The organism is Noviherbaspirillum galbum, from assembly GCF_010974945.1.
GTDB classification, from domain to species: Bacteria; Pseudomonadota; Gammaproteobacteria; order Burkholderiales; family Burkholderiaceae_D; genus Noviherbaspirillum; species Noviherbaspirillum galbum.
In genome coordinates, this window is sequence record NZ_JAAIVB010000031.1 from 1 (window position 1) to 18,257 (window position 18,257).

Here is an 18,257-nt window from a genome sequence, read left to right on the forward strand (position 1 = left end):
CCATGATCCAGGCGCTCAGGGCGGTGGCCAGGGTCCAGGCCAGGCCCGACCAGAGGGTGTCGAGGTAGGTCCCCACCCCATCCGGCGACGGCTCCCAGAAGATCCGCCAGTTCCAGTTGTAGTTCATGTCGTTGTCTCGCCTTGAATCTTGATTTTTATATTTTGCGTGCAGCCGGGTCGATTCTGCAATCGCCCCGGCCCGCTTGTTGTCGTGTTGCTGTGGTGTCGTATCGCTTGCGGCCCGTTTCCCGGTCGAACGAAGGCCGCCAAGCCGGTAAAACTATTCCTTGTAGGTTGCCGGATCGCCGGAGTCGGTCGGATTGGCGATGGCTTTCTTGAGCTGCTCGCTCATCGGCCAGTTCAGGTTCACGCCCTTGGGAGGAATCGGCGCCTGGAACCACTTGGCATAGATGCGGTTGATCTCGCCCGACTTGAACACGTTCCTGATGGCATCGTCCACCACCTTCTTGAACGCGGGATCGTCCTTGCGCAGCATGATGGCGTAAGGCTCAAGCTCGAGCGCTTCCTTGGTAATGGCGTAGTCGCCCGGGGTCTTGGAATTCGCCGCCAGCGAGGCGAGCAGGATGTCGTCCATCAGAAAAGCGATCGCACGGTTCGTCTCGACCATCAGGAAGGCTTCCGCATGGTCCTTGGCGGAAAGGATGTTCATGCCCAGCCCCCTCTCGGCGTTCAGCGCGGTGACCTGCTTCATGGAGGTGGTGCCGGCGGTCGAGACGACGGTCTTGCCCTTGAGGTCGTTGAGCGACTTGACGCCGGACGCCTTCCTCGCAAGCAGGCGGTTGCCGGAAACGAAGGTCGTGGGGGCAAAGCTGACCTGCTTCTGGCGCTCGAGGTTGTTGGTGGTGGAACCGCATTCAAGATCGATGGTACCGTTGGCCATCAAGGGAATGCGGGTCGCCGAGGTCACCGGGTTCATCTTCACGTTCAACGCGGTCAGGCCCAGGTTTTTCTGCACCGCGGTGACGATCTTCATGCACAGGTCGACCGAGTAGCCCTGGTAGGACTGCTTGTCGTCGAGGTAGGAGAAGGGAATGGAAGAATCGCGAACGCCCAGCGTGATCTGGCCGGTGTCCTTGATCTTCTTGAGCGTGCCGGCCTCCTGGGCGCGCACCGGCGCGGTTGAGAGAACGCCGGCGCTCAACAGCACCGCGAGCGGAATCGAAAACCTCATATCTTCTCCTGGATGATCATGGAAACATGCGGAACAGGAAAGCCTGTCCCGCCGATGCCAGAACGAGAGGCAAGTAGCCGACGTTGACCGAACCTGCCTATTTTCGGAAACCATCGCCTGAAAGGTCAACGTGCTTGCGTTCAAGCAACCGGCAGAGGATTGGCTCCGGCGGCGCGATTCCCGTCAGGGATACAGGCCACGCATCTCCCGCGCCTGCAAGACCCGCGTGCAGGCCACGATGAAGGCTGCCGTGCGCAAGGACACCTTCTTGTCGACCGAGATCTGCCATACCGATTCGAAGGCATCACGCATGATGCGCGTGAGCCGCAGGTTGATTTCATCCTCGGTCCAGAAGAAGCTGGAGAAGTCCTGCACCCACTCGAAGTAACTCACCGTCACGCCGCCCGCGTTGGCGATGACGTCCGGCACGATGAGCACGCCCTTGTCGTGGAGGATGTCGTCGGCGGCCGGCGTGGTAGGGCCGTTCGCTCCTTCGAGGATGATCTTTGCCTTGATGCGGTGTGCATTGCCGGCGGTGATCTGCTGTTCGAGCGCGGCCGGCACGAGAATGTCGCAATCCACGTCCCAGAAAGCCTCGCGGTCCGCGATCGACTCGGCGTTGCGGTATCCGCCGACGCTGCCATGCTGGCCGACGTGCGCCTGCAGGGCCGCAACGTCGATGCCGGCCTCGGAGACGATCGTTCCCGCATGGTCCTGGACCGCGACGACGCGCGCGCCCGCCTCCGCGAACAACCGGGCGGCGACGCTGCCGACATTGCCGAATCCCTGGACCGCGACCCTGGCGCCGCGGATGTCCATGCCCTTCCGTGCCGCGGCCTCGCAGCCGACGACGAATACGCCCCGGCCCGTCGCTTCCTGCCTTCCCAGGCTTCCACCGAGGGAAATCGGCTTGCCGGTCACGACGCCGGTCGCGGTGCTGCCCTCGTTCATGGAATAGGTATCCATCATCCACGCCATGATCTTTTCGTTGGTATTGACGTCCGGCGCGGGGATATCCTTGGTGGGTCCGATGATGATGTTGATCTCGCTGGTATAGCGGCGCGTGACGCGCTGCAATTCGCCCATGGACAACTGGCGCGGGTCGACCCGGACGCCGCCCTTGGCGCCGCCGTAGGGAACGTTCACTGCCGCGTTCTTGACGGTCATCCATGCGGACAGCGCCATCACCTCGGAGAGAGTCACGTCCTGGTGAAAGCGCACGCCGCCCTTGCCGGGACCGCGCGAGGTATTGTGCTGGACCCGGTAGCCTTCGAAGTGGGCAATGGTGCCGTCGTCGCGCTCGATGGGCACGTCGACCACCAGGATGCGCTTGGGACGCTTGAGCGTTTCCACCCACCTGGCGAGCGTTCCCAGATAAGGCGTGACGCGATCGATCTGTTCGAGATAGACGCCCCACGGACCAATGTCGCGCGGCGTCAGATAGGATGGGACTTCATGCTGGATGGACATGCTGCGAAACTCCTTTTCATTCCGTGACGGCTGCCTGTATTCGGCACGGAATGGATGCTATTGCAATCCCCCAATGGCGATCCAATGCTTTGTGCGCATGCAACTATGCAAAAAAAACATGACGTTCCATCAAGCCGTCCGTGCCGCTTTTCGCCTGGAGGAGGAAGAGGAGGAAGAGGAGGCACGCTTGCCCTTGCCGCCCGGCGCCCGGCCGCCGGAAAGGTAATCCCACAGCCTGGCAACGACAGGCTTGCCGGGACGCTGGGAAGTGGGACGTTCGCGGTAGAGGCGGATTTCCATCTCGACTTCCCAATCGGCTTGCCCGCCATCCGCGCGCGCAAGCAGCTTTTGCTTCAGTTCGCGCACGACCGCCGACTCCGGGAGGAAGACGATGCCATGGCCTTCCAGCGCCATCATCTTCAAGCCTTCCGCCATGTCGGTTTCGTAGCGCTTGTCCAGGTGGGCGGGCTTCTTCGTGTCGGCGAGAATCAGTTCGACCATGCGCCCGAGGTAGGCGTTGCTCGTGTATGACAGGAAGGGAAGCGGCGAGCGCGCGCTTCCGGGCAAGCTGAATTCCGGCACGCCCGCCTTGTCGCAGCGCGCGTAGGCCCGCAAGGTTTCCTTGCCCAGCAAGAGCATGTCATAGCGGCTGGCATCGAGCTGCACCGGTTGGCGCGGATGATGGTAGCAAAGCAGCAGGTCGCATCCGCCCTCCACCATGGTCATGACGGCATCGTGGACATTCAAGGCCATGAGCCGGGTAACGATCTCGCCGAAGCCCTGTTCCAGCGTCGTCATCCACTTCGGCATGTAGGTCAACGACAAGGTATGCGGCACGGCGAAGTCGACGGTACTCTGCGCCGTCGGGCGCTTGCCTCGCAGCAGGGCGCGCGCGTTGTTAATCTGGCCGAGCATCTCCAGCGCCTGCTCGTAGAACACCTCGCCCGCCGGGGTGAGCCGCGTGGGATAGGAGGTGCGGTCGATCAGGTCGGTCCCGAGCCATGCTTCGAGCGACTGGATGCGGCGCGAAAAGGCGGGCTGCGTCACATGGCGCAGCTCCGCGGAACGGCTGAAACTATGGGTTTCGGCCAACGAAATGAAGTCTTCCAGCCATTTGGTTTCCATGTTGCCATGGTAGAGCGAAACAACCGCGATGCAAAGTCCGCCGCATGATGGTTCGCTTCGCCGGACGCATGCTCAGGCAGCGGATGCGTCGAGATCCGGCGCCGCCGGCGACGCCGTCTGTTCGTCGCGGTGCGCCTGCTGCCGCGCCCACATCTGCGCATAGGCGCCGTCCGCGGCCAGCAGCTGGCCGTGCGTGCCGCGCTCGATGATCCGCCCATGGTCGAGCACCAGGATCTGTCCCGCATCGGCAATCGTCGACAGCCGGTGCGCGATCACCAGGGTCGTGCGGTCCTGCGCGACTTCCTTGAGCTGGGCCTGGATGGCTTGCTCCGACTTCGAATCCAGCGCCGACGTGGCTTCGTCAAAAATCAGGATCGATGGATTTTTCAGCAGGGTGCGCGCGATCGCCACGCGCTGTTTTTCGCCTCCGGACAATTTCAGGCCGCGCTCTCCCACCATCGTGGCGTAGCCATCGGGCAGGCTGACGATGAAGTCGTGGATGTGCGCCGCCCTGGCGGCCGCCACGATGTCATCCTTGCTGGCTTCCGGCTTTCCGTAGCCGATGTTGTACTCGATCGTGTCGTTGAACAGCACGGTGTCCTGCGGCACGATGCCGATCGCGGCGCGCAGCGATGCCTGGGTGACGTCGCGCAGGTCCTGGCCGTCGATGGTGATGCTGCCCGACTGGATGTCATAGAAGCGGTATAGCAGCCGCGACAGGGTGGATTTGCCCGACCCGCTGTGCCCCACCACCGCAGTCGTCGTTCCCGCCGGAATGCTGAAGTCGACGTCGAACAGGATCTGGCGCTTGCTTTCGTAGCTGAAGTTGACGTGCGAGAAACGCACTTCCGCGCCGCGGACGGCCAGGGGTTTCGCATCGGGCGCGTCAGCCACTTCGCGGTGCTGTTCGAGCAACTGGAACAGCCGCTCCATGTCGGCCATGCTTTGCTTGATCTCGCGATAGATGACGCCAAGGAAATTGAGCGGCACGTAAAGCTGGATCATGAAGGCATTCACCAGCACCAGGTCGCCGAGCGTCATGGTTCCCGCAATGACGCCCTGTGTGGCGCGCCACAGGATGAGCGTCACCGCGATGGCGATGATCAGCGATTGCCCGGTGTTCAGCAGCGACAGCGAGGTCTGCGACTTCACCGCCGCCGTCTCCCAGTTTTCCAGGCTCTGGTCGTAGCGCCGGGCTTCGAAGTCTTCGTTGCTGAAATACTTCACCGTCTCGTAGTTGATCAGGGAATCGATCGCCCGCGTGTTCGCCTTGGAGTCAAGTTCGTTCATGGTGCGGCGGAAATTGGTCCGCCACTCGGTCACGGCGACGGTGAAGCCGATGTACACGCCCAGCGCGATGAATGTGATGACGGCGAACCAGATATCGTAATGCAGCACCAGGTAGCCGGTCACAAGGGCAATTTCCACGAGCGTGGGCAGGATGCTGTACAGGGTGTACGACACCAGCGAGGAGATACCGCGCGTCCCGCGCTCGATGTCGCGCGTCATGCCGCCCGTCTGCCGGTTGAGGTGGAACCGCAGGGACAGCGCATGCAGGTGGCGGAAGACCTGCAGGGCAATGGTACGCACCGCGCGCTGGGTGACCTTGGCGAACACGAATTCGCGCAACTCGGTAAACATGGTCGTGCTGACCCGCAAGGCGCCGTAGGCGACCAGCAGCCCGACCGGCAGCACGAGCAAGGCCTGGGGATGATTGGGTTCGATGCTCATGTTGTCGACGAGCTTCTTCAGCACGAGCGGCACGCCGACGTTGGCAAGCTTGGCGCCGATCAGGAAGATGAGCGCCAGCAGCATGCGCCACTTGTAGGCCCACAGATAGGGGAACAGGGTTTTCAGCGTCACCCAGTCATTGCGGGTGCCCTGGTTGGCGGCGGGTTCGGGCGAAGAGGCGGAATAGCGGCGCATGAGAGAGAAAACCAGCCAGAATGGTTTATGCTTGATGACAATGGATTGTAGCCCAGGGGCCGGGATTGGACCCGGAGTTGGACCATCCCCGCGCCGTTTGGCTCGGACTTTCGCGAACGAGAGGAGAAAAGATGTTTACAGGACCCCAGACCACGCTTCCCGACGGCAAGGTGCCGCAGCTGCGCGTGGTGCCGATGCCCTCGGATGCGAACGTGCATGGCGACGTCTTCGGCGGCTGGATCATGGCGCAGGTCGACATCGCGGGCTCGCTGCCGGCGGTGCGCCGTGCCAACGGACGCGTCGCCACCATTGCCGTCAACTCCTTCCTGTTCAAGCAGCCCGTGCTGGTCGGCGATCTGCTTTCGTTCTACGCGGACATCGTCAAGGTGGGCAACACGTCGATCACCGTGAACGTGGAAGTGTATGCGGAACGCATCCGCCTGCAGGGGGAAACGGTCAAGGTGACCGAGGCAACCCTGACCTATGTGGCAACCGACGAGAACAGGAAGCCGCGCCAGGTTCCGCCGCTCTGACGGCGGGATGCCGCTGCCATTTCATTCTCCTCATCCTACCCGCTTCCGCATGGACCGCCGACAATTCCTGACCACCTCGACGCGGCTCGCCGCGCTTGCCGCCCTCGCCTCGGCCTATCCCGGCCGCGCCATTTCCCGCACCCTCACCTATCCGTTCAGCCTGGGCGTGGCATCCGGTTCGCCGCGGCATGACCGGATCGTGCTCTGGACGCGCATTCTTCCCGATCCGCTCGATGCCGCATCGAGCGGCGGGCAGCCGGTCATGGTGCGCTGGGAGATCGCGGAAGACGATGCCTTCCGCCGCATTGCCGGCAAGGGCAGCGTTGCCGCCCTGCCCGAACTGGCCCACAGCGTGCATGTGGATGCCGGCAATCTCCAGCCCGACCGCTGGTACTGGTATCGCTTCATGACCGCCGACGCGACGAGCCCCGTCGGCCGCACCCGCACCGCGCCGGCGCCGGACGCCAGCGTCGCATCCCTGCGGCTGGCCTTCGCCTCCTGCCAGCACTGGGAGTTCGGCGAATATGGAGCGCACCGCCATATCGCCCGCTCGGACCCGGACCTCATCGCCTTCCTCGGCGACTACATCTACGAATGGGGACACTACGATCTTGCGCATCCGCCCGCGTCGCGCAAGCGCAGCAACGAAAGCTTCACGCTGGACCAGTACCGGGCGCGCTATGCCCAGTACAAGACCGATCCGAACTTGCAGGCCGCGCATCTCGTCGCGCCGTGGATCGTCACCTGGGACGATCACGAAGTCGCCAACGATTATGGCAACGACCGCGATGAACGCCTGTCCCCAAACTTCCTGGCGAGGCGCGCTGCCGCCTACCAGGCATTCTACGAACACATGCCGGTCCGCCTGTCTCCCCTGCCCGCCGGTCCGGACCGCTATGCCTACATGCGAATCCACGAACGCTACGCCTGGGGCCGGCTGGCGCAGTTCCACGTGCTCGACGACCGCCAGTTCCGCTCCTACCACGCTTGCCAGACGCCAGGCCGCGGCGGCTCGAATACGGTAACGATGGACTGCAAGGAAAGGCTGGACCCGGCGCGCACGCTGCTTGGCAAGGCGCAGGAAGAATGGCTGCACGACGGCCTGGTGAAATCGGCGGCGACCTGGAACATCATCGCCCAGCAAACCTTGATGGCGGAGTGCTCGCACGACCCGCTGGAGGGAGGCGAAGGCGGCCGCTTCTGGACGGATGGCTGGGACGGCTATCCCGCGGCGCGGCAGCGGCTTTTCGACGCGCTGCGCGATAACAAGCCGTCCAATCCGGTGGTGCTGTCGGGTGACGTGCACAGTTTCTTTGCGGCGGACCTCAAGCCCGACTTCCGCAGGCCGATCTCCGCCGACAACCCGGTGATTGCCACAGAGTTCTGCGGCACATCGGTGACGTCGAACTCCCGCCCGCAGGCGCGCACCGACCGCTACGTTGCGCAGAATCCGCACATCGCCTACGGCCGCAGCGACATACGCGGCTTCGTCATGATGGATGTCACGCCAGCCGGCATGGACGTCCGTTTCCAGGGGCTGGATGACGTTCACCGCGCCGACACGCCGGCCTCGACGGTGGCGCAATTCAGCGTCGAAGCGGGACGGCCCGGCCTGCGCAAGGGGTGAAGGACAGTCTGCAAGGCGCCCAATGAAAAACCGCCTGCATGCAGGCGGTTTCGATTTGATGCCGCTAGAACGCAGGTTCAGGCGGCCTTTTTTTCGTCGCGCAGTTCGCGGCGAAGAATCTTGCCCACGTTGGTCTTCGGCAGGTCTTCGCGGAACTCGATGTACTTCGGCTTCTTGTAGCCCGTGAACTGCTCCTTGCAATAATCCATCAGCTGGTCGACGGTCAGCGACGGATCCTTGCGCACGACGAACAGCTTCACCGCTTCGCCGGAATTGGCGTCGGGCACGCCGACGCAGGCGCATTCGAGCACGCCGGGGTGCGCTGCCACCACGCCTTCGATTTCATTCGGGTACACGTTGAAACCGGAAACCAGGATCATGTCCTTCTTGCGATCGACGATCTTCACGAAGCCGCGCTCGTCCATCACGCCGACGTCGCCGGTCTTGAAGTAACCTTCCGGCGTCATGACCTTCGCGGTTTCATCCGGGCGGTTCCAGTAGCCCACCATGACCTGCGGTCCGCGGATGGCGATCTCGCCCGGCTGGCCCAGCGACACCTCCTTGCCGTCATCGTCGAGGATGGCGACTTCGGTCGACGGAATCGGCAAGCCGATCATGCCGGAAAACTCGTGCGCGGTCGCCGGATTGATGGTGGCGGAAGGCGCGGTCTCGGACAGGCCATAACCCTCGACGATCGGGCAGCCCGTCACTTTCAGCCACTTGTCCGCGACCGCCTGCTGCACGGCCATGCCGCCGCCGTTGCAGATCTTCAGGCCGGAGAAATCGAGCTTCGCGAAATCCGGGTTGTTAAGCAGGCCGTTGTAGAGCGTATTGACTGCCGGGAGCAGGTTGAACTTGTACTTCTGCAGTTCCTTGATGAAGCCGGGAATGTCGCGCGGGTTCGGGATCAGGATGTTCATCGCTCCCCAGCGCGTGCCCATCAGCATGCAGGCCGTGAGCGCGAAGATGTGATAGAGCGGGAGCGCGCACACCATCGTCAGCGGATCGATCTTCGGCTCGCTCCTCAGCGCGGGCTGGGCCCATGCGTCGTTTTGCAGGACGTTGGCGATGATGTTGCGGTGGGTCAGCGTCGCGCCCTTGGACACGCCCGTCGTGCCGCCGGTGTATTGCAGGAAGGCGATGTCATCCTGCGTGAGGTCGACCGCCTTCAGGGCGCTGCGGCCGCCTTCGGAGATCGCCTGGTTGAATCGCGTGGCATTCGGCAGCGAGAAGGCCGGCACCATCTTCTTGACGTTGCGGACCACGAAGTTGACGATCAGCCCCTTGGCGCCGCCAAGCAGGTCGCCCATGCTGGCAACGACGATGTGCTTGACCTTGGTCTTGGTGACCACCTGCTCGAGCGTGGTGGCGAAGTTTTCCAGGATGATGATTGCTTCCGCGCCCGAATCGTTGAGCTGGTGTTCGAGTTCGCGCGGCGTGTACAGCGGGTTGACGTTGACGACCGTGTAACCAGCGCGAAGAATGCCGGCGACGACGATCGGGTATTGCAGCACATTGGGCATCATGACGGCGACGCGCGCGCCCTTCTTCAGGCCGCGTCCCTGCAGCCAGCTTCCGAACTTGCGCGAGTAATCATCGACATCGGCATAGGTAATAATCTTGTCCATGCACGCATAGGCATTGCGCGTTGCGAACTTGCGGAAGGACTCCTCCAGCAAATGGACCAGCGAGCTGTACTGGGAGGTGTCGATCTGTGCGGGAACGCCCTCGGGGTACGACTTCAGCCAGATTTTTTCCATGTCTGCCTCTTTGTATCTGCTTGTTTTGGGTGAATAAAGTATAGAGGTTAAAAAAACCGAACGATGGTTCTTTTTTCATCGGGACAATCCTATCGGCCTCGCCCGCCCGATGCAAGTCATTTCAGGAGATATCGAGTAAGTCCTCTATCCGGCCGGCTCACGCTGCCAGCAAGAGCATCATGTCCACGCGATGTTTTTGCGGCGCACCATCACCCCCCGCAGGACAGCCATGCAAAGAAAAAGGCGGCTCGCAGAGCCGCCTTTTCAGGAACCACCGAAGTTCGCCGCGGACTACTGCTTGCCCGCGATGTCGACGTCATGCAGGTTATCCGCTGTCATCGTCGGCTTGCCCAGCATGGCCAGCTGGCGATGGCGGTCATCCTTCTCCTTGGTGGACAGGTCCTTGACCGCGGCGTAGAACCGGTCGAATCGCTTTTCCTTCGCCAGCATCGCCCGGAAGCCGGGAACGAAATCATGGTAGGTCGCGATGGCGGACAGGTGGGCGTTCGATAAGGGCTCGGCGAACCATTTGTCGTAGCCGGCATAGCCGCCCCACGATGCCTTCAGGCCCTGGTACTCATCCTTGATCGATTGGAAGATCTCGGCCTTCGCCTTGCGCTTTTCATCATCGGACATATCGCTCTTGTAAGTGACTTCCAGCGCCTTGCGATGCTTCAGCAGCAGATCGAGGAAGTCGTGCTTCCGGCGCTCATAATCGGCATATGCCTTGCGCATCTTGTCGTCGCCGAACCGCTGCATCCAGCGGTCCACGCCCGCTTCCTCCACCGCGACGGCGAAGGATTCATTGAAGCGGGAATCGCCCGGCACGTAGACGACCTGGTGCGCAAGCTCATGGAACACCAGCCGCGCGAGTTCGCCTTCGGGGTACTGGATGAAGGTCGACAGCACGGGGTCGCGGAACCAGCCCAGGGTCGAGTAGGCGGGCACGCCCGAAACCTCGACGTCATAGTGCTCGGCGCGCAGCTCGGCGGCATAATGCTGCGCTTCTTCCTTGCTGTAGTAGCCACGGTAGTTCACGCAGCCCGCGACCGGGAAACACCATTGCAAGGGCTTGAGCGACAATTCGGGCGTGGCCACCACGTTCCACATCACGTACGGGCGCTTGAGGTCGGCGTAGGTGGTGAAGGTGTCGTTGTCCGGCAGTCCCAGCTCCTGCGCGGCGAAGCGGCGGATTTCCTTGACCTTGGTAAGCTTGTTGCGCAGCTTGTCGTTGAGCTCGGGCGTGGCCAGCCAGTCATCGATCGGCCTCGCTTCCGACAACAGGGAAAATTGCCCGTGCGCCGCCTGGACGAAATATCCAAGCTGGGAACATCCGCCTACCAGCGCCGCCACACCACAAAAAATCGCCGCACGCCACTTCATCTTCATTTTGCCTACGCTTTCTCCACTTGCACCAGCACGTCGTAAAACGTTGGCGCGTTGCCCATGTCGGTCAGGCGCTGGCTGGTGACTTCATTGGCGTTCTTGCCGTCTCCGGCATACTTCTTCCACCAGATGGACAGGCCGACGACCAGTCCCTGGCGCGCCTTTTCAGTCACGCGCGCTTTCGCGACGAACGACCCGCGGTCATTGAAGATGCGCACCTGGTCCCCGTTGGCGATGCCGCGCATGGCGGCGTCGTGGGGATGCATGTCGAGGTGCGGTTCGCCTTCTGTATGACGCAGGCTCTGCACATTGACGAAGGTGCTGTTGAGAAAGTTCCTTGCCGGCGGAGAAATCATGCCCAGGGGATAGCGCTTTGCCAATTCCGGATTGCTGGCGGCCGATTCATGCGGAGGAATGTAGGTGGGCAGAGGATCCAGCCCATCGCGCTGCATGCGCTCCGAAAAAAACTCGCACTTGCCCGAGGGTGTGGGAAAGCCGCCGTCGGCAAAGGGCGCGTCAGGCATGTTCAGCTTCTGCCAGCCCTTGCGCTTGAGCGAGTCCCAGTCGAAATGCACGGCTTGCTCACGCGTCTTGTCGAAGGCGACCGCCGCGAGATCGTCGTCGCTGTCATCGAAGCAAGGATCGTCGAAACCCATGCGCCGTGCCATCAAGCGGAAGATTTCCGTGTTCGGCTTGGCCTCGCCCAGGGGGGCGATCGCCGGATTGTTCGCCATCATATAGAGATGGCCATAGGTGGAGTGCACGTCGGTGTGCTCGAGCTGCGTGGTGGCCGGCAGCAGGATGTCCGCGTAGTCCGCGGTATCGGTCTGGAAGTGCTCCAGCACGACGGTGAACAGGTCTTCCCTGGCGAATCCCCGGGCCACCTTGGAGGACTCCGGCGCGACGGCGACCGGGTTGGAGTTGTAGACGATCAGCGCATCGATGCGCGGACCGAAATCCGGCGACGCATCATGCAGCAAGTCGTCCCCGATGGTGCTCATGTTGATGGTGCGGATGGAACGTCCGGCGGGCATCAGGTCGGGCCGCTGCAGCGCTGCCGTGTTCTTCGGAAAGCCATCGGATGCGGACAGCTGGACGCCGCCCGCCGGATGCCGCCATGCACCGACCAGCGCCGGCAGGCAGGTGATGTTGCGCACCGCCATCCCGCCGCCATGCACCCGCTGCAGGCCGTAGTTGATGCGAATCGCGGCCGCGTCGCCGCGCCGGACGGTCTCGCCGTATTCGCGTGCCAGTGACTCGATCTCTGCCGCCGTGATGCCGCAGGTCTCGGCCGCGCGCTGCGGTGTCCATTCTTCCGCCCGCTGCCGGAGCTGCTCGAATCCGAGCGTGTGCTTGGCGACATAGTCCTCGTCGACCAGGCCCTCCTTGATCAGGACATGCATCATGCCCAGTGCGAGCGCCGCGTCGGTTCCGGGCAAGGGCGCGATGTGCTGATGGCATTTTTCCGCGGTCAGGGAGCGATAAGGGTCGATGGCGACCAGCTTCGCGCCACGGCGCTTCGCTTCCTGGGCCCGCATCCAGAAATGCAGGTTGGACGCGATCGGATTGCCGCCCCAGATCAGGATCAGCTTGGCATCCTGGAAGCGCTCGACGTCGGTGCCGATGCGCGCGCCGATGGTGTACAGGTACCCGGCCCCGCCCGCCGAGGCGCAGATCGTTCGCGCAAGATGGGACGCGCCAAGCTTGTGGAAGAAGCGCGATGCCATGGATTCGCCTTGCACCAATCCCATGGTGCCGGCATAACTGTAGGGCACGATCGCCTGTGGATCCCGAGCGGCGACGGCTTTCAGGCGGGCGGCGATGGTGTCCAGCGCCTCGTCCCAGCTGATGCGAGCGAATTTTCCCTCGCCCTTGCGGCCGATGCGTTTCATCGGATGGAGCAAGCGATCCGGATGATAGGTGCGTTCGGTGTACCGCGACACCTTCATGCACAGCACGCCGGCGGTAGTGGGATGTTCCGGGTCGCCGCGCACTTCGGTGGCGACGCCGTCTTCGACGGTAACGAGCAGCGCGCAGGTGTCTGGACAATCGTGCGGGCAGGTGGCGCGGATAACTTTTCTGGTCATGGCAAAATGGACAATTCTGGAGGCTGCCGGCGATCGGGTTTGCAGTGTCTAAAAGTCGAGTCGCCTGTGTAAGCGTAATATATCCAGATTAGCGTCCGAACGCATCGCCATCAGCAAATAACCGCATTGCCGCGGCGGATTCGCCGCGTATGGAGAGAATGATGAAACTGATCGAGCCGATTATTCAGTTCCAGTCCGAAATTCAGAAGCTGCGCCGCGAGATCCATTCCAACCCGGAGCTATGTTTCGAGGAGCAGCGCACCGCCGACCTGATTGCGCAGAAGCTCACGGAATGGGGAATCCCGGTCGACCGCGGCATGGGCGTCACTGGCGTGGTGGGCATCCTCCGCAACGGAACGAGCAAGCGGGCTGTTGGCTTGCGGGCCGACATGGACGCCTTGCCCGTACAGGAAATCAATACCTTTTCGCATGCGTCCCGGAACCAGGGCAAGATGCACGCCTGCGGGCATGACGGCCACTGCGCGATGCTGCTCGGCGCCGCGCATTACCTTTCCAGGAACAAGAATTTCGATGGCACGGTTTATCTCATCTTCCAGCCGGCCGAGGAAGGCGGCGGCGGCGCCAGGCGCATGATGGATGACGGCTTGTTCACGAAGTATCCGATGGATGCGGTCTTCGGGATGCATAACTGGCCGGGCGTGGCGGCGGGAACGTTCGGCGTGACGGCAGGACCGATGATGGCGTCGTCCAACGAATTCGAGGTCGTCGTCAAGGGAAAGGGTGCGCACGCCGCGCAGCCCCACAAGGGCATCGATCCGGTGATGATCGCGGTACAGATCGCCCAGAGCTGGCAGACGATCATCAGCCGCAACAAGAATCCGCTGGATGCCGGCGTCCTGTCGATCACGCAGATTCACGCGGGAAGCGCCACCAACGTGATCCCTGACGAGGCAACCCTGGTCGGAACGGTACGCACCTTCACGACGCCGGTGCTCGACCTGATCGAGGAACGCATGCGGAATATCGCCGAGCATACCGCCCAGGCATTCGACGCAAGCATCGAATTCCAGTTCAAGCGCAACTATCCGCCGCTGATCAACCATCGAGAGGAAACGGCGTTCGCCCTGGGCGTCATGCGATCCATCGTGGGTGCAGACAAGGTTGATGGCAGCGTCGAGCCGACCATGGGCGCGGAAGACTTCGCCTTCATGCTCCAGGAAAAGCCCGGGTGCTATGTCTTCATCGGAAACGGGGAAGGCGGCCACCGCGACAGCGGCCACGGCCTCGGGCCGTGCAACCTGCACAATCCGAGTTATGACTTCAATGACGAGTTGCTTCCCATCGGCGCAACCTACTGGGTCAGGCTGGCGGAAGCCTACCTGACGCCTTCCGCCTCGTAGGATCCAGCAAGCCGGGCGCGCGACGCCGGAACGTCCTGTGCGCCCGGCGTCTTGCTCAATCGACCTTGGCGCCGGATTCCTTCACGACCTTGGACCACTTCCTGGTTTCCGCCTGGATGAAGCTACTGAACTGCTCTGGCGTGTTCCCGACGGGTTCCGCCCCTTGGGCTACCAGCTTCTCGTTGACGGCGGGGCTTGCGAGTGACCTGGCAATCTCCTGTTGCAGCTTGTTCACGATCTCGGCGGGCGTCCCTGCGGGGGCCAGAACACCGAACCATGACGACGCCTCGTAGTTGGCCAGGTCGCCACCAGCGGAAGCCACCGTCGGCACGCCCGGCAGCGCGGGCGAAGGCTTGCTGCTCGTGACCGCCAGCGCCTTCAATTTACCGGCCTTAATGAACGGCAGCGCGGACGGCAAGTTGTCGAACATGAGGTCGGCCTGGCCGCCGATCAGGTCGGTGATCGCCGGCGAAGATCCGCGGTACGGAATGTGGACCATGAAGGTCTTCGTCATCGTCTTGAACAGTTCGCCGGCCAGATGGATGGATGTGCCATTGCCGCTCGAGGCCATGTTGAGCTTGCCGGGGTTGGCACGCGCGTAGTCGATGAAGGTCTTTACGTTGATGATCTTGTTTTTTTCCGCCAGCGCGGCGTTCACCACCAGCACGTTCGGCACGGCGGCAACGACCGTTACCGGGGCAAAATCCTTGATCGGGTTGTAAGGCAGCTTCGCATACAAGGACTGGTTGATCGCATGCGTTCCGACGGTGCCCATCAGCAAGGTGTATCCATCGGGCGCCGACTTCGCAACGATGTCCGCTCCGACGTTGCCGCCCGCGCCGGGACGGTTGTCGATGATGACCTGCTGCCCCCAGGCCTTGGTTAGTTCGTTGCCGACGGCCCGGGCGAGGATGTCCGTGGTTCCGCCAGCAGGGAATGGAACGATCAGCTTGATGGGTTTGGTTGGATATGTTTGTGCGAAGGCGGCCCCGCCGACTGCGGCGACGGCAGCAAAAGCGAATTGCAGGATAAAACGCGTTTTCGACATGAATGCTCCTCCTTGTTGTTCAAGCGTTGACTTCCTAAGGCAATTGATCGGGTGCGTCTCCCAGCCGCTTTCCGGGATTCCGTCGCTCCAGGGCGAGCAAGGCCGCGGCCTGGTCGGCATTCGGGTACTCGTGCAGGATGCCATTGAACAGCTCGCGCACAAGGGAGGTGACCGGCAAGGTGACATCGGCGTGGCTTGCCATGTCCATGATGTTTTCCAGATCTTTGGCCTGGCTCTTTACTTGTCCGCCTGGGAGGAAGTTTCGTTCCAGCATGCGCTGTCCATGGACATCCAGGATGCGGCTTTCCGCGAAGCCTCCACGGATGGCGGCACGCATTGCGGCCGGGTTCGCGCCGGCAGCGCCTGCCAGCAGCAAGGCTTCCGCGATGATGGAAAGTGTGCCGCCGACGATAAGCTGGTTGCAGAGCTTCGCTACCTGGCCGCAACCGACCGGACCGACGAGCGTTGGCCTCCCCATCGCGCGCAGAACGTCCTCGGCGAACCGGTAATCGTCGGGGCTTGCCCCGGCCATGATTGCCAAGGTTCCCGCTTGCGCGCCGACGACGCCTCCGGAGACCGGTGCGTCCATGAAGCGCACGTCGCGGCGGGCAAGTTGTGCGGAACGTTGCTGTGCTTCGGATTGTTTTGTCGAACTCATGTCGACCACCAGGCTGCCCGGCTTCAACGATGATTCGATCATGTCCAGGACCTGCGCCACGGCCGGTCCGGCTTCCAGCATGGTGATGATGATGTCGGCTTCAACGACAGACTCCATGGCGGAGCCGGCGACTGTTGCTCCATCCGCCGCGAGCTTTTCCGCCTTCGCCTTCGTCCGGTTCCAGGCGCTGAGGGAAAATCCGGCCTGCATGATGCGCCGGGCCATGGGCTCGCCCATCAAGCCGATGCCCAGAAATGCGACTGCCGGACGTGGGTGCCCACCTGTCATTTTGTCTCCTTGGTTAGCTTATTGGCATGCATAATAACGCTTCCTTATCGCAGACGGTCAATTGCCATGTCCTTTCCTGAAGTACATACCCTGCTGGACCGACCCATGCTTCTCGGCGAATGTCCGCTCTGGGATGACGAGAGAAATTCCTTGTACTGGATCGACATCGCTGGCAAGGCGGTGCATTGCTTTGCGCTGGCGCACTCCGAGCATCAGTCCTGGCAAGTCTCAAGCGAACCTGGCTGCATCGCGCTATGCACGGACGGACGGCTGCTCGTCGCGATGCGGTCGGGCATCGTGTTCCTGGATACGTCCACTGGCGAAGTCCAGCCGCTGATGGACGCGCCATATGATCCGTCGCTCGGGCGATTCAACGACGGCCGCTGCGATTCGGCGGGACGTCTCTGGGTGGGATCCCTCTACGATCCCCGCGACAAGCCGGGCGGCACGCTCTACTGTTTGAACCGCGGCAAACTGACCGATGTGGGACTGCCGGTCACGGTATCCAATGGAGTTGCATTCAGCCCCGATGGTGCAACGCTTTATCACGCGGATACGAGTGCGCACCGGATCAAAGCCTATCCGTTCGATGTTGCCGCCGGCACGATTGGAGAGGGGCGGGACTTCATCGCTTTTTCGGATGTCCGGTCCGCCGACTACGGCGGCCGGCCGGATGGCGCCGCGGTCGATGAAGAAGGTGCGTACTGGTGTGCGATGTACGAAGGTGGCCGTCTGCTGCGCATTGCCCCGGATGGCAATATCTTGCAGGAAGTCACCCTGCCAGTCCGTTGTCCAACGATGGTCGCGTTCGGAGGAAGCGACATGCGAACCATGTTCGTAACTTCGGTGAGCAACAAGCGGACGGAGGCGGAATTAAGCCAGTTCCCCCTGTCGGGTTGCGTGCTCGCGTTGCGTGTCCCGGTACCGGGAAGACTGGAATCGAGATATATTCCCTAACTTTGTTTATAAGAAGGCAGGCTCGAACTGCCAAGGAGGAAGTATGAAGCACGGAATTCTCAAAGCAAGTCCGGTCGCAGCCATTACGATCGGTGTTCTTCTTTTGTTGTCGAAACCGGTCCATGCGGCTGACTCTGGCTCGATCGAATTCGGCACGGGAAATCGTACCCAGGTTGTACGCGTCGGCAGCCAATGGCGCTGGGATCAGCGTTGGTGGGAATCGAACGGAACCCATATCGGGGGATACTGGGATGCCACCCTGATGGTTTGGCATGGAAGCCGCTATCAGAACGTTCCTGACGCCACGCAGAATTTGGGCGGCATCGGCATCACACCCGTGTTCAGGCTCCAACGCGACTCCCTGAAAGGCCCCTATGCCGAGGCAGCGATCGGCGCCCATCTTTTGTCAGACATCTACGATAACAACGGCCGGACGTTCTCGACCCGCTTTCAGTTCGGTGACCACCTGAGTGTTGGTTACGTTTTCAATAACGGCGTGGACCTGTCGCTGAAAGCCCAGCATTTCTCGAACGGAGCAATCAAGCGTCCCAACCCCGGAGTCAACTTCCTCTTGCTGCGGGCTAGCTATCCGTTTTGAGGTTCCTGGCCGTATTTGCGGTAGATCGGTGGGCTAAAGCGTTGGAGCGGTCCTTGCCAAGTTCGCCACGGAGGCGATGGCAGGCTGCTTTAGCGGTTTAGTGTGCGGCATCAACGTAAGCGTCCTTTGAGAGCCGTCTGGACGAAGTGATGTGCCGTCGGCATGATTCGACCGGTGTGGCACGCCTGGTTTGTGTCCACAATCGACATCATGGACATAATGGATCGACCGGTCACTTCCA

The 18,257-nt window shown here is 62.1% G+C and carries 14 protein-coding genes; 5 read left to right on the forward strand and 9 right to left on the reverse strand.

The genetic code is table 11. From position 1 onward, the window contains the following. Positions 1 to 280: 280 nt before the first annotated feature. From G3574_RS08450 to G3574_RS08465, 4 genes are all read right to left on the reverse strand, one after another. Positions 281 to 1,192, reverse strand: a complete 912-nt coding sequence (locus G3574_RS08450) for an amino acid ABC transporter substrate-binding protein (protein ID WP_163961985.1) — start codon at positions 1,190 to 1,192, stop codon at positions 281 to 283. Positions 1,193 to 1,375: 183 nt separating this feature from the next. Then, positions 1,376 to 2,662, reverse strand: coding sequence for a Glu/Leu/Phe/Val family dehydrogenase (locus G3574_RS08455; protein WP_163961987.1), 1,287 nt, complete (start codon positions 2,660 to 2,662; stop codon positions 1,376 to 1,378). A gap of 129 nt (positions 2,663 to 2,791) precedes the next feature. Beyond that, positions 2,792 to 3,787: a LysR family transcriptional regulator gene (locus tag G3574_RS08460; protein WP_163961989.1), complete on the reverse strand. Its 996-nt coding sequence runs from the start codon at positions 3,785 to 3,787 to the stop codon at positions 2,792 to 2,794. 72 nt (positions 3,788 to 3,859) lie between these two features. Continuing rightward, positions 3,860 to 5,713: an ABCB family ABC transporter ATP-binding protein/permease gene (locus tag G3574_RS08465; protein ID WP_163961991.1), complete on the reverse strand. Its 1,854-nt coding sequence runs from the start codon at positions 5,711 to 5,713 to the stop codon at positions 3,860 to 3,862. Between the two features lie 131 nt (positions 5,714 to 5,844). On the opposite strand from G3574_RS08465, the gene G3574_RS08470 reads away from it, so the two are divergent. Both G3574_RS08470 and G3574_RS08475 read left to right on the forward strand, forming a co-directional pair. After that, positions 5,845 to 6,246 (forward strand): acyl-CoA thioesterase, encoded by a 402-nt coding sequence (locus tag G3574_RS08470; protein ID WP_163961993.1) that lies wholly within the window; start codon positions 5,845 to 5,847, stop codon positions 6,244 to 6,246. Positions 6,247 to 6,295: 49 nt separating this feature from the next. Further along, positions 6,296 to 7,873 (forward strand): alkaline phosphatase D family protein, encoded by a 1,578-nt coding sequence (locus tag G3574_RS08475; protein ID WP_163961995.1) that lies wholly within the window; start codon positions 6,296 to 6,298, stop codon positions 7,871 to 7,873. Positions 7,874 to 7,950: 77 nt separating this feature from the next. Here the strand turns inward: G3574_RS08475 and G3574_RS08480 are convergent, their stop codons facing one another. From G3574_RS08480 to G3574_RS08490, 3 genes are all read right to left on the reverse strand, one after another. Further along, on the reverse strand, positions 7,951 to 9,633 hold the full coding sequence (locus G3574_RS08480; protein WP_163961996.1) for a long-chain fatty acid--CoA ligase: 1,683 nt from the start codon (positions 9,631 to 9,633) through the stop codon (positions 7,951 to 7,953). Positions 9,634 to 9,924: 291 nt separating this feature from the next. Further along, a complete protein-coding gene (locus G3574_RS08485; RefSeq protein ID WP_163961998.1) occupies positions 9,925 to 11,022 on the reverse strand; it encodes an aminopeptidase in 1,098 nt (365 codons plus the stop codon). A gap of 5 nt (positions 11,023 to 11,027) precedes the next feature. Continuing rightward, positions 11,028 to 13,106, reverse strand: a complete 2,079-nt coding sequence (locus G3574_RS08490) for a molybdopterin-containing oxidoreductase family protein (RefSeq protein WP_163962000.1) — start codon at positions 13,104 to 13,106, stop codon at positions 11,028 to 11,030. A 161-nt stretch (positions 13,107 to 13,267) separates the two neighbouring features. On the opposite strand from G3574_RS08490, the gene G3574_RS08495 reads away from it, so the two are divergent. Then, entirely contained in the window at positions 13,268 to 14,467 is a 1,200-nt protein-coding gene (locus tag G3574_RS08495) for a M20 aminoacylase family protein (protein WP_163962011.1), read from the forward strand. Positions 14,468 to 14,522: 55 nt separating this feature from the next. Here the strand turns inward: G3574_RS08495 and G3574_RS08500 are convergent, their stop codons facing one another. Both G3574_RS08500 and G3574_RS08505 read right to left on the reverse strand, forming a co-directional pair. Further along, a complete protein-coding gene (locus G3574_RS08500; protein WP_163962002.1) occupies positions 14,523 to 15,515 on the reverse strand; it encodes a tripartite tricarboxylate transporter substrate binding protein in 993 nt (330 codons plus the stop codon). A gap of 34 nt (positions 15,516 to 15,549) precedes the next feature. Then, entirely contained in the window at positions 15,550 to 16,461 is a 912-nt protein-coding gene (locus G3574_RS08505) for an NAD(P)-dependent oxidoreductase (RefSeq protein ID WP_163962004.1), read from the reverse strand. A 66-nt stretch (positions 16,462 to 16,527) separates the two neighbouring features. Between G3574_RS08505 and G3574_RS08510 the strand changes: the two genes are divergently transcribed. Then, positions 16,528 to 17,418, forward strand: a complete 891-nt coding sequence (locus G3574_RS08510) for an SMP-30/gluconolactonase/LRE family protein (protein ID WP_163962007.1) — start codon at positions 16,528 to 16,530, stop codon at positions 17,416 to 17,418. A 43-nt stretch (positions 17,419 to 17,461) separates the two neighbouring features. Continuing rightward, entirely contained in the window at positions 17,462 to 18,016 is a 555-nt protein-coding gene (locus G3574_RS08515; protein WP_163962009.1) for an acyloxyacyl hydrolase, read from the forward strand. Positions 18,017 to 18,257 lie beyond the last annotated feature (241 nt).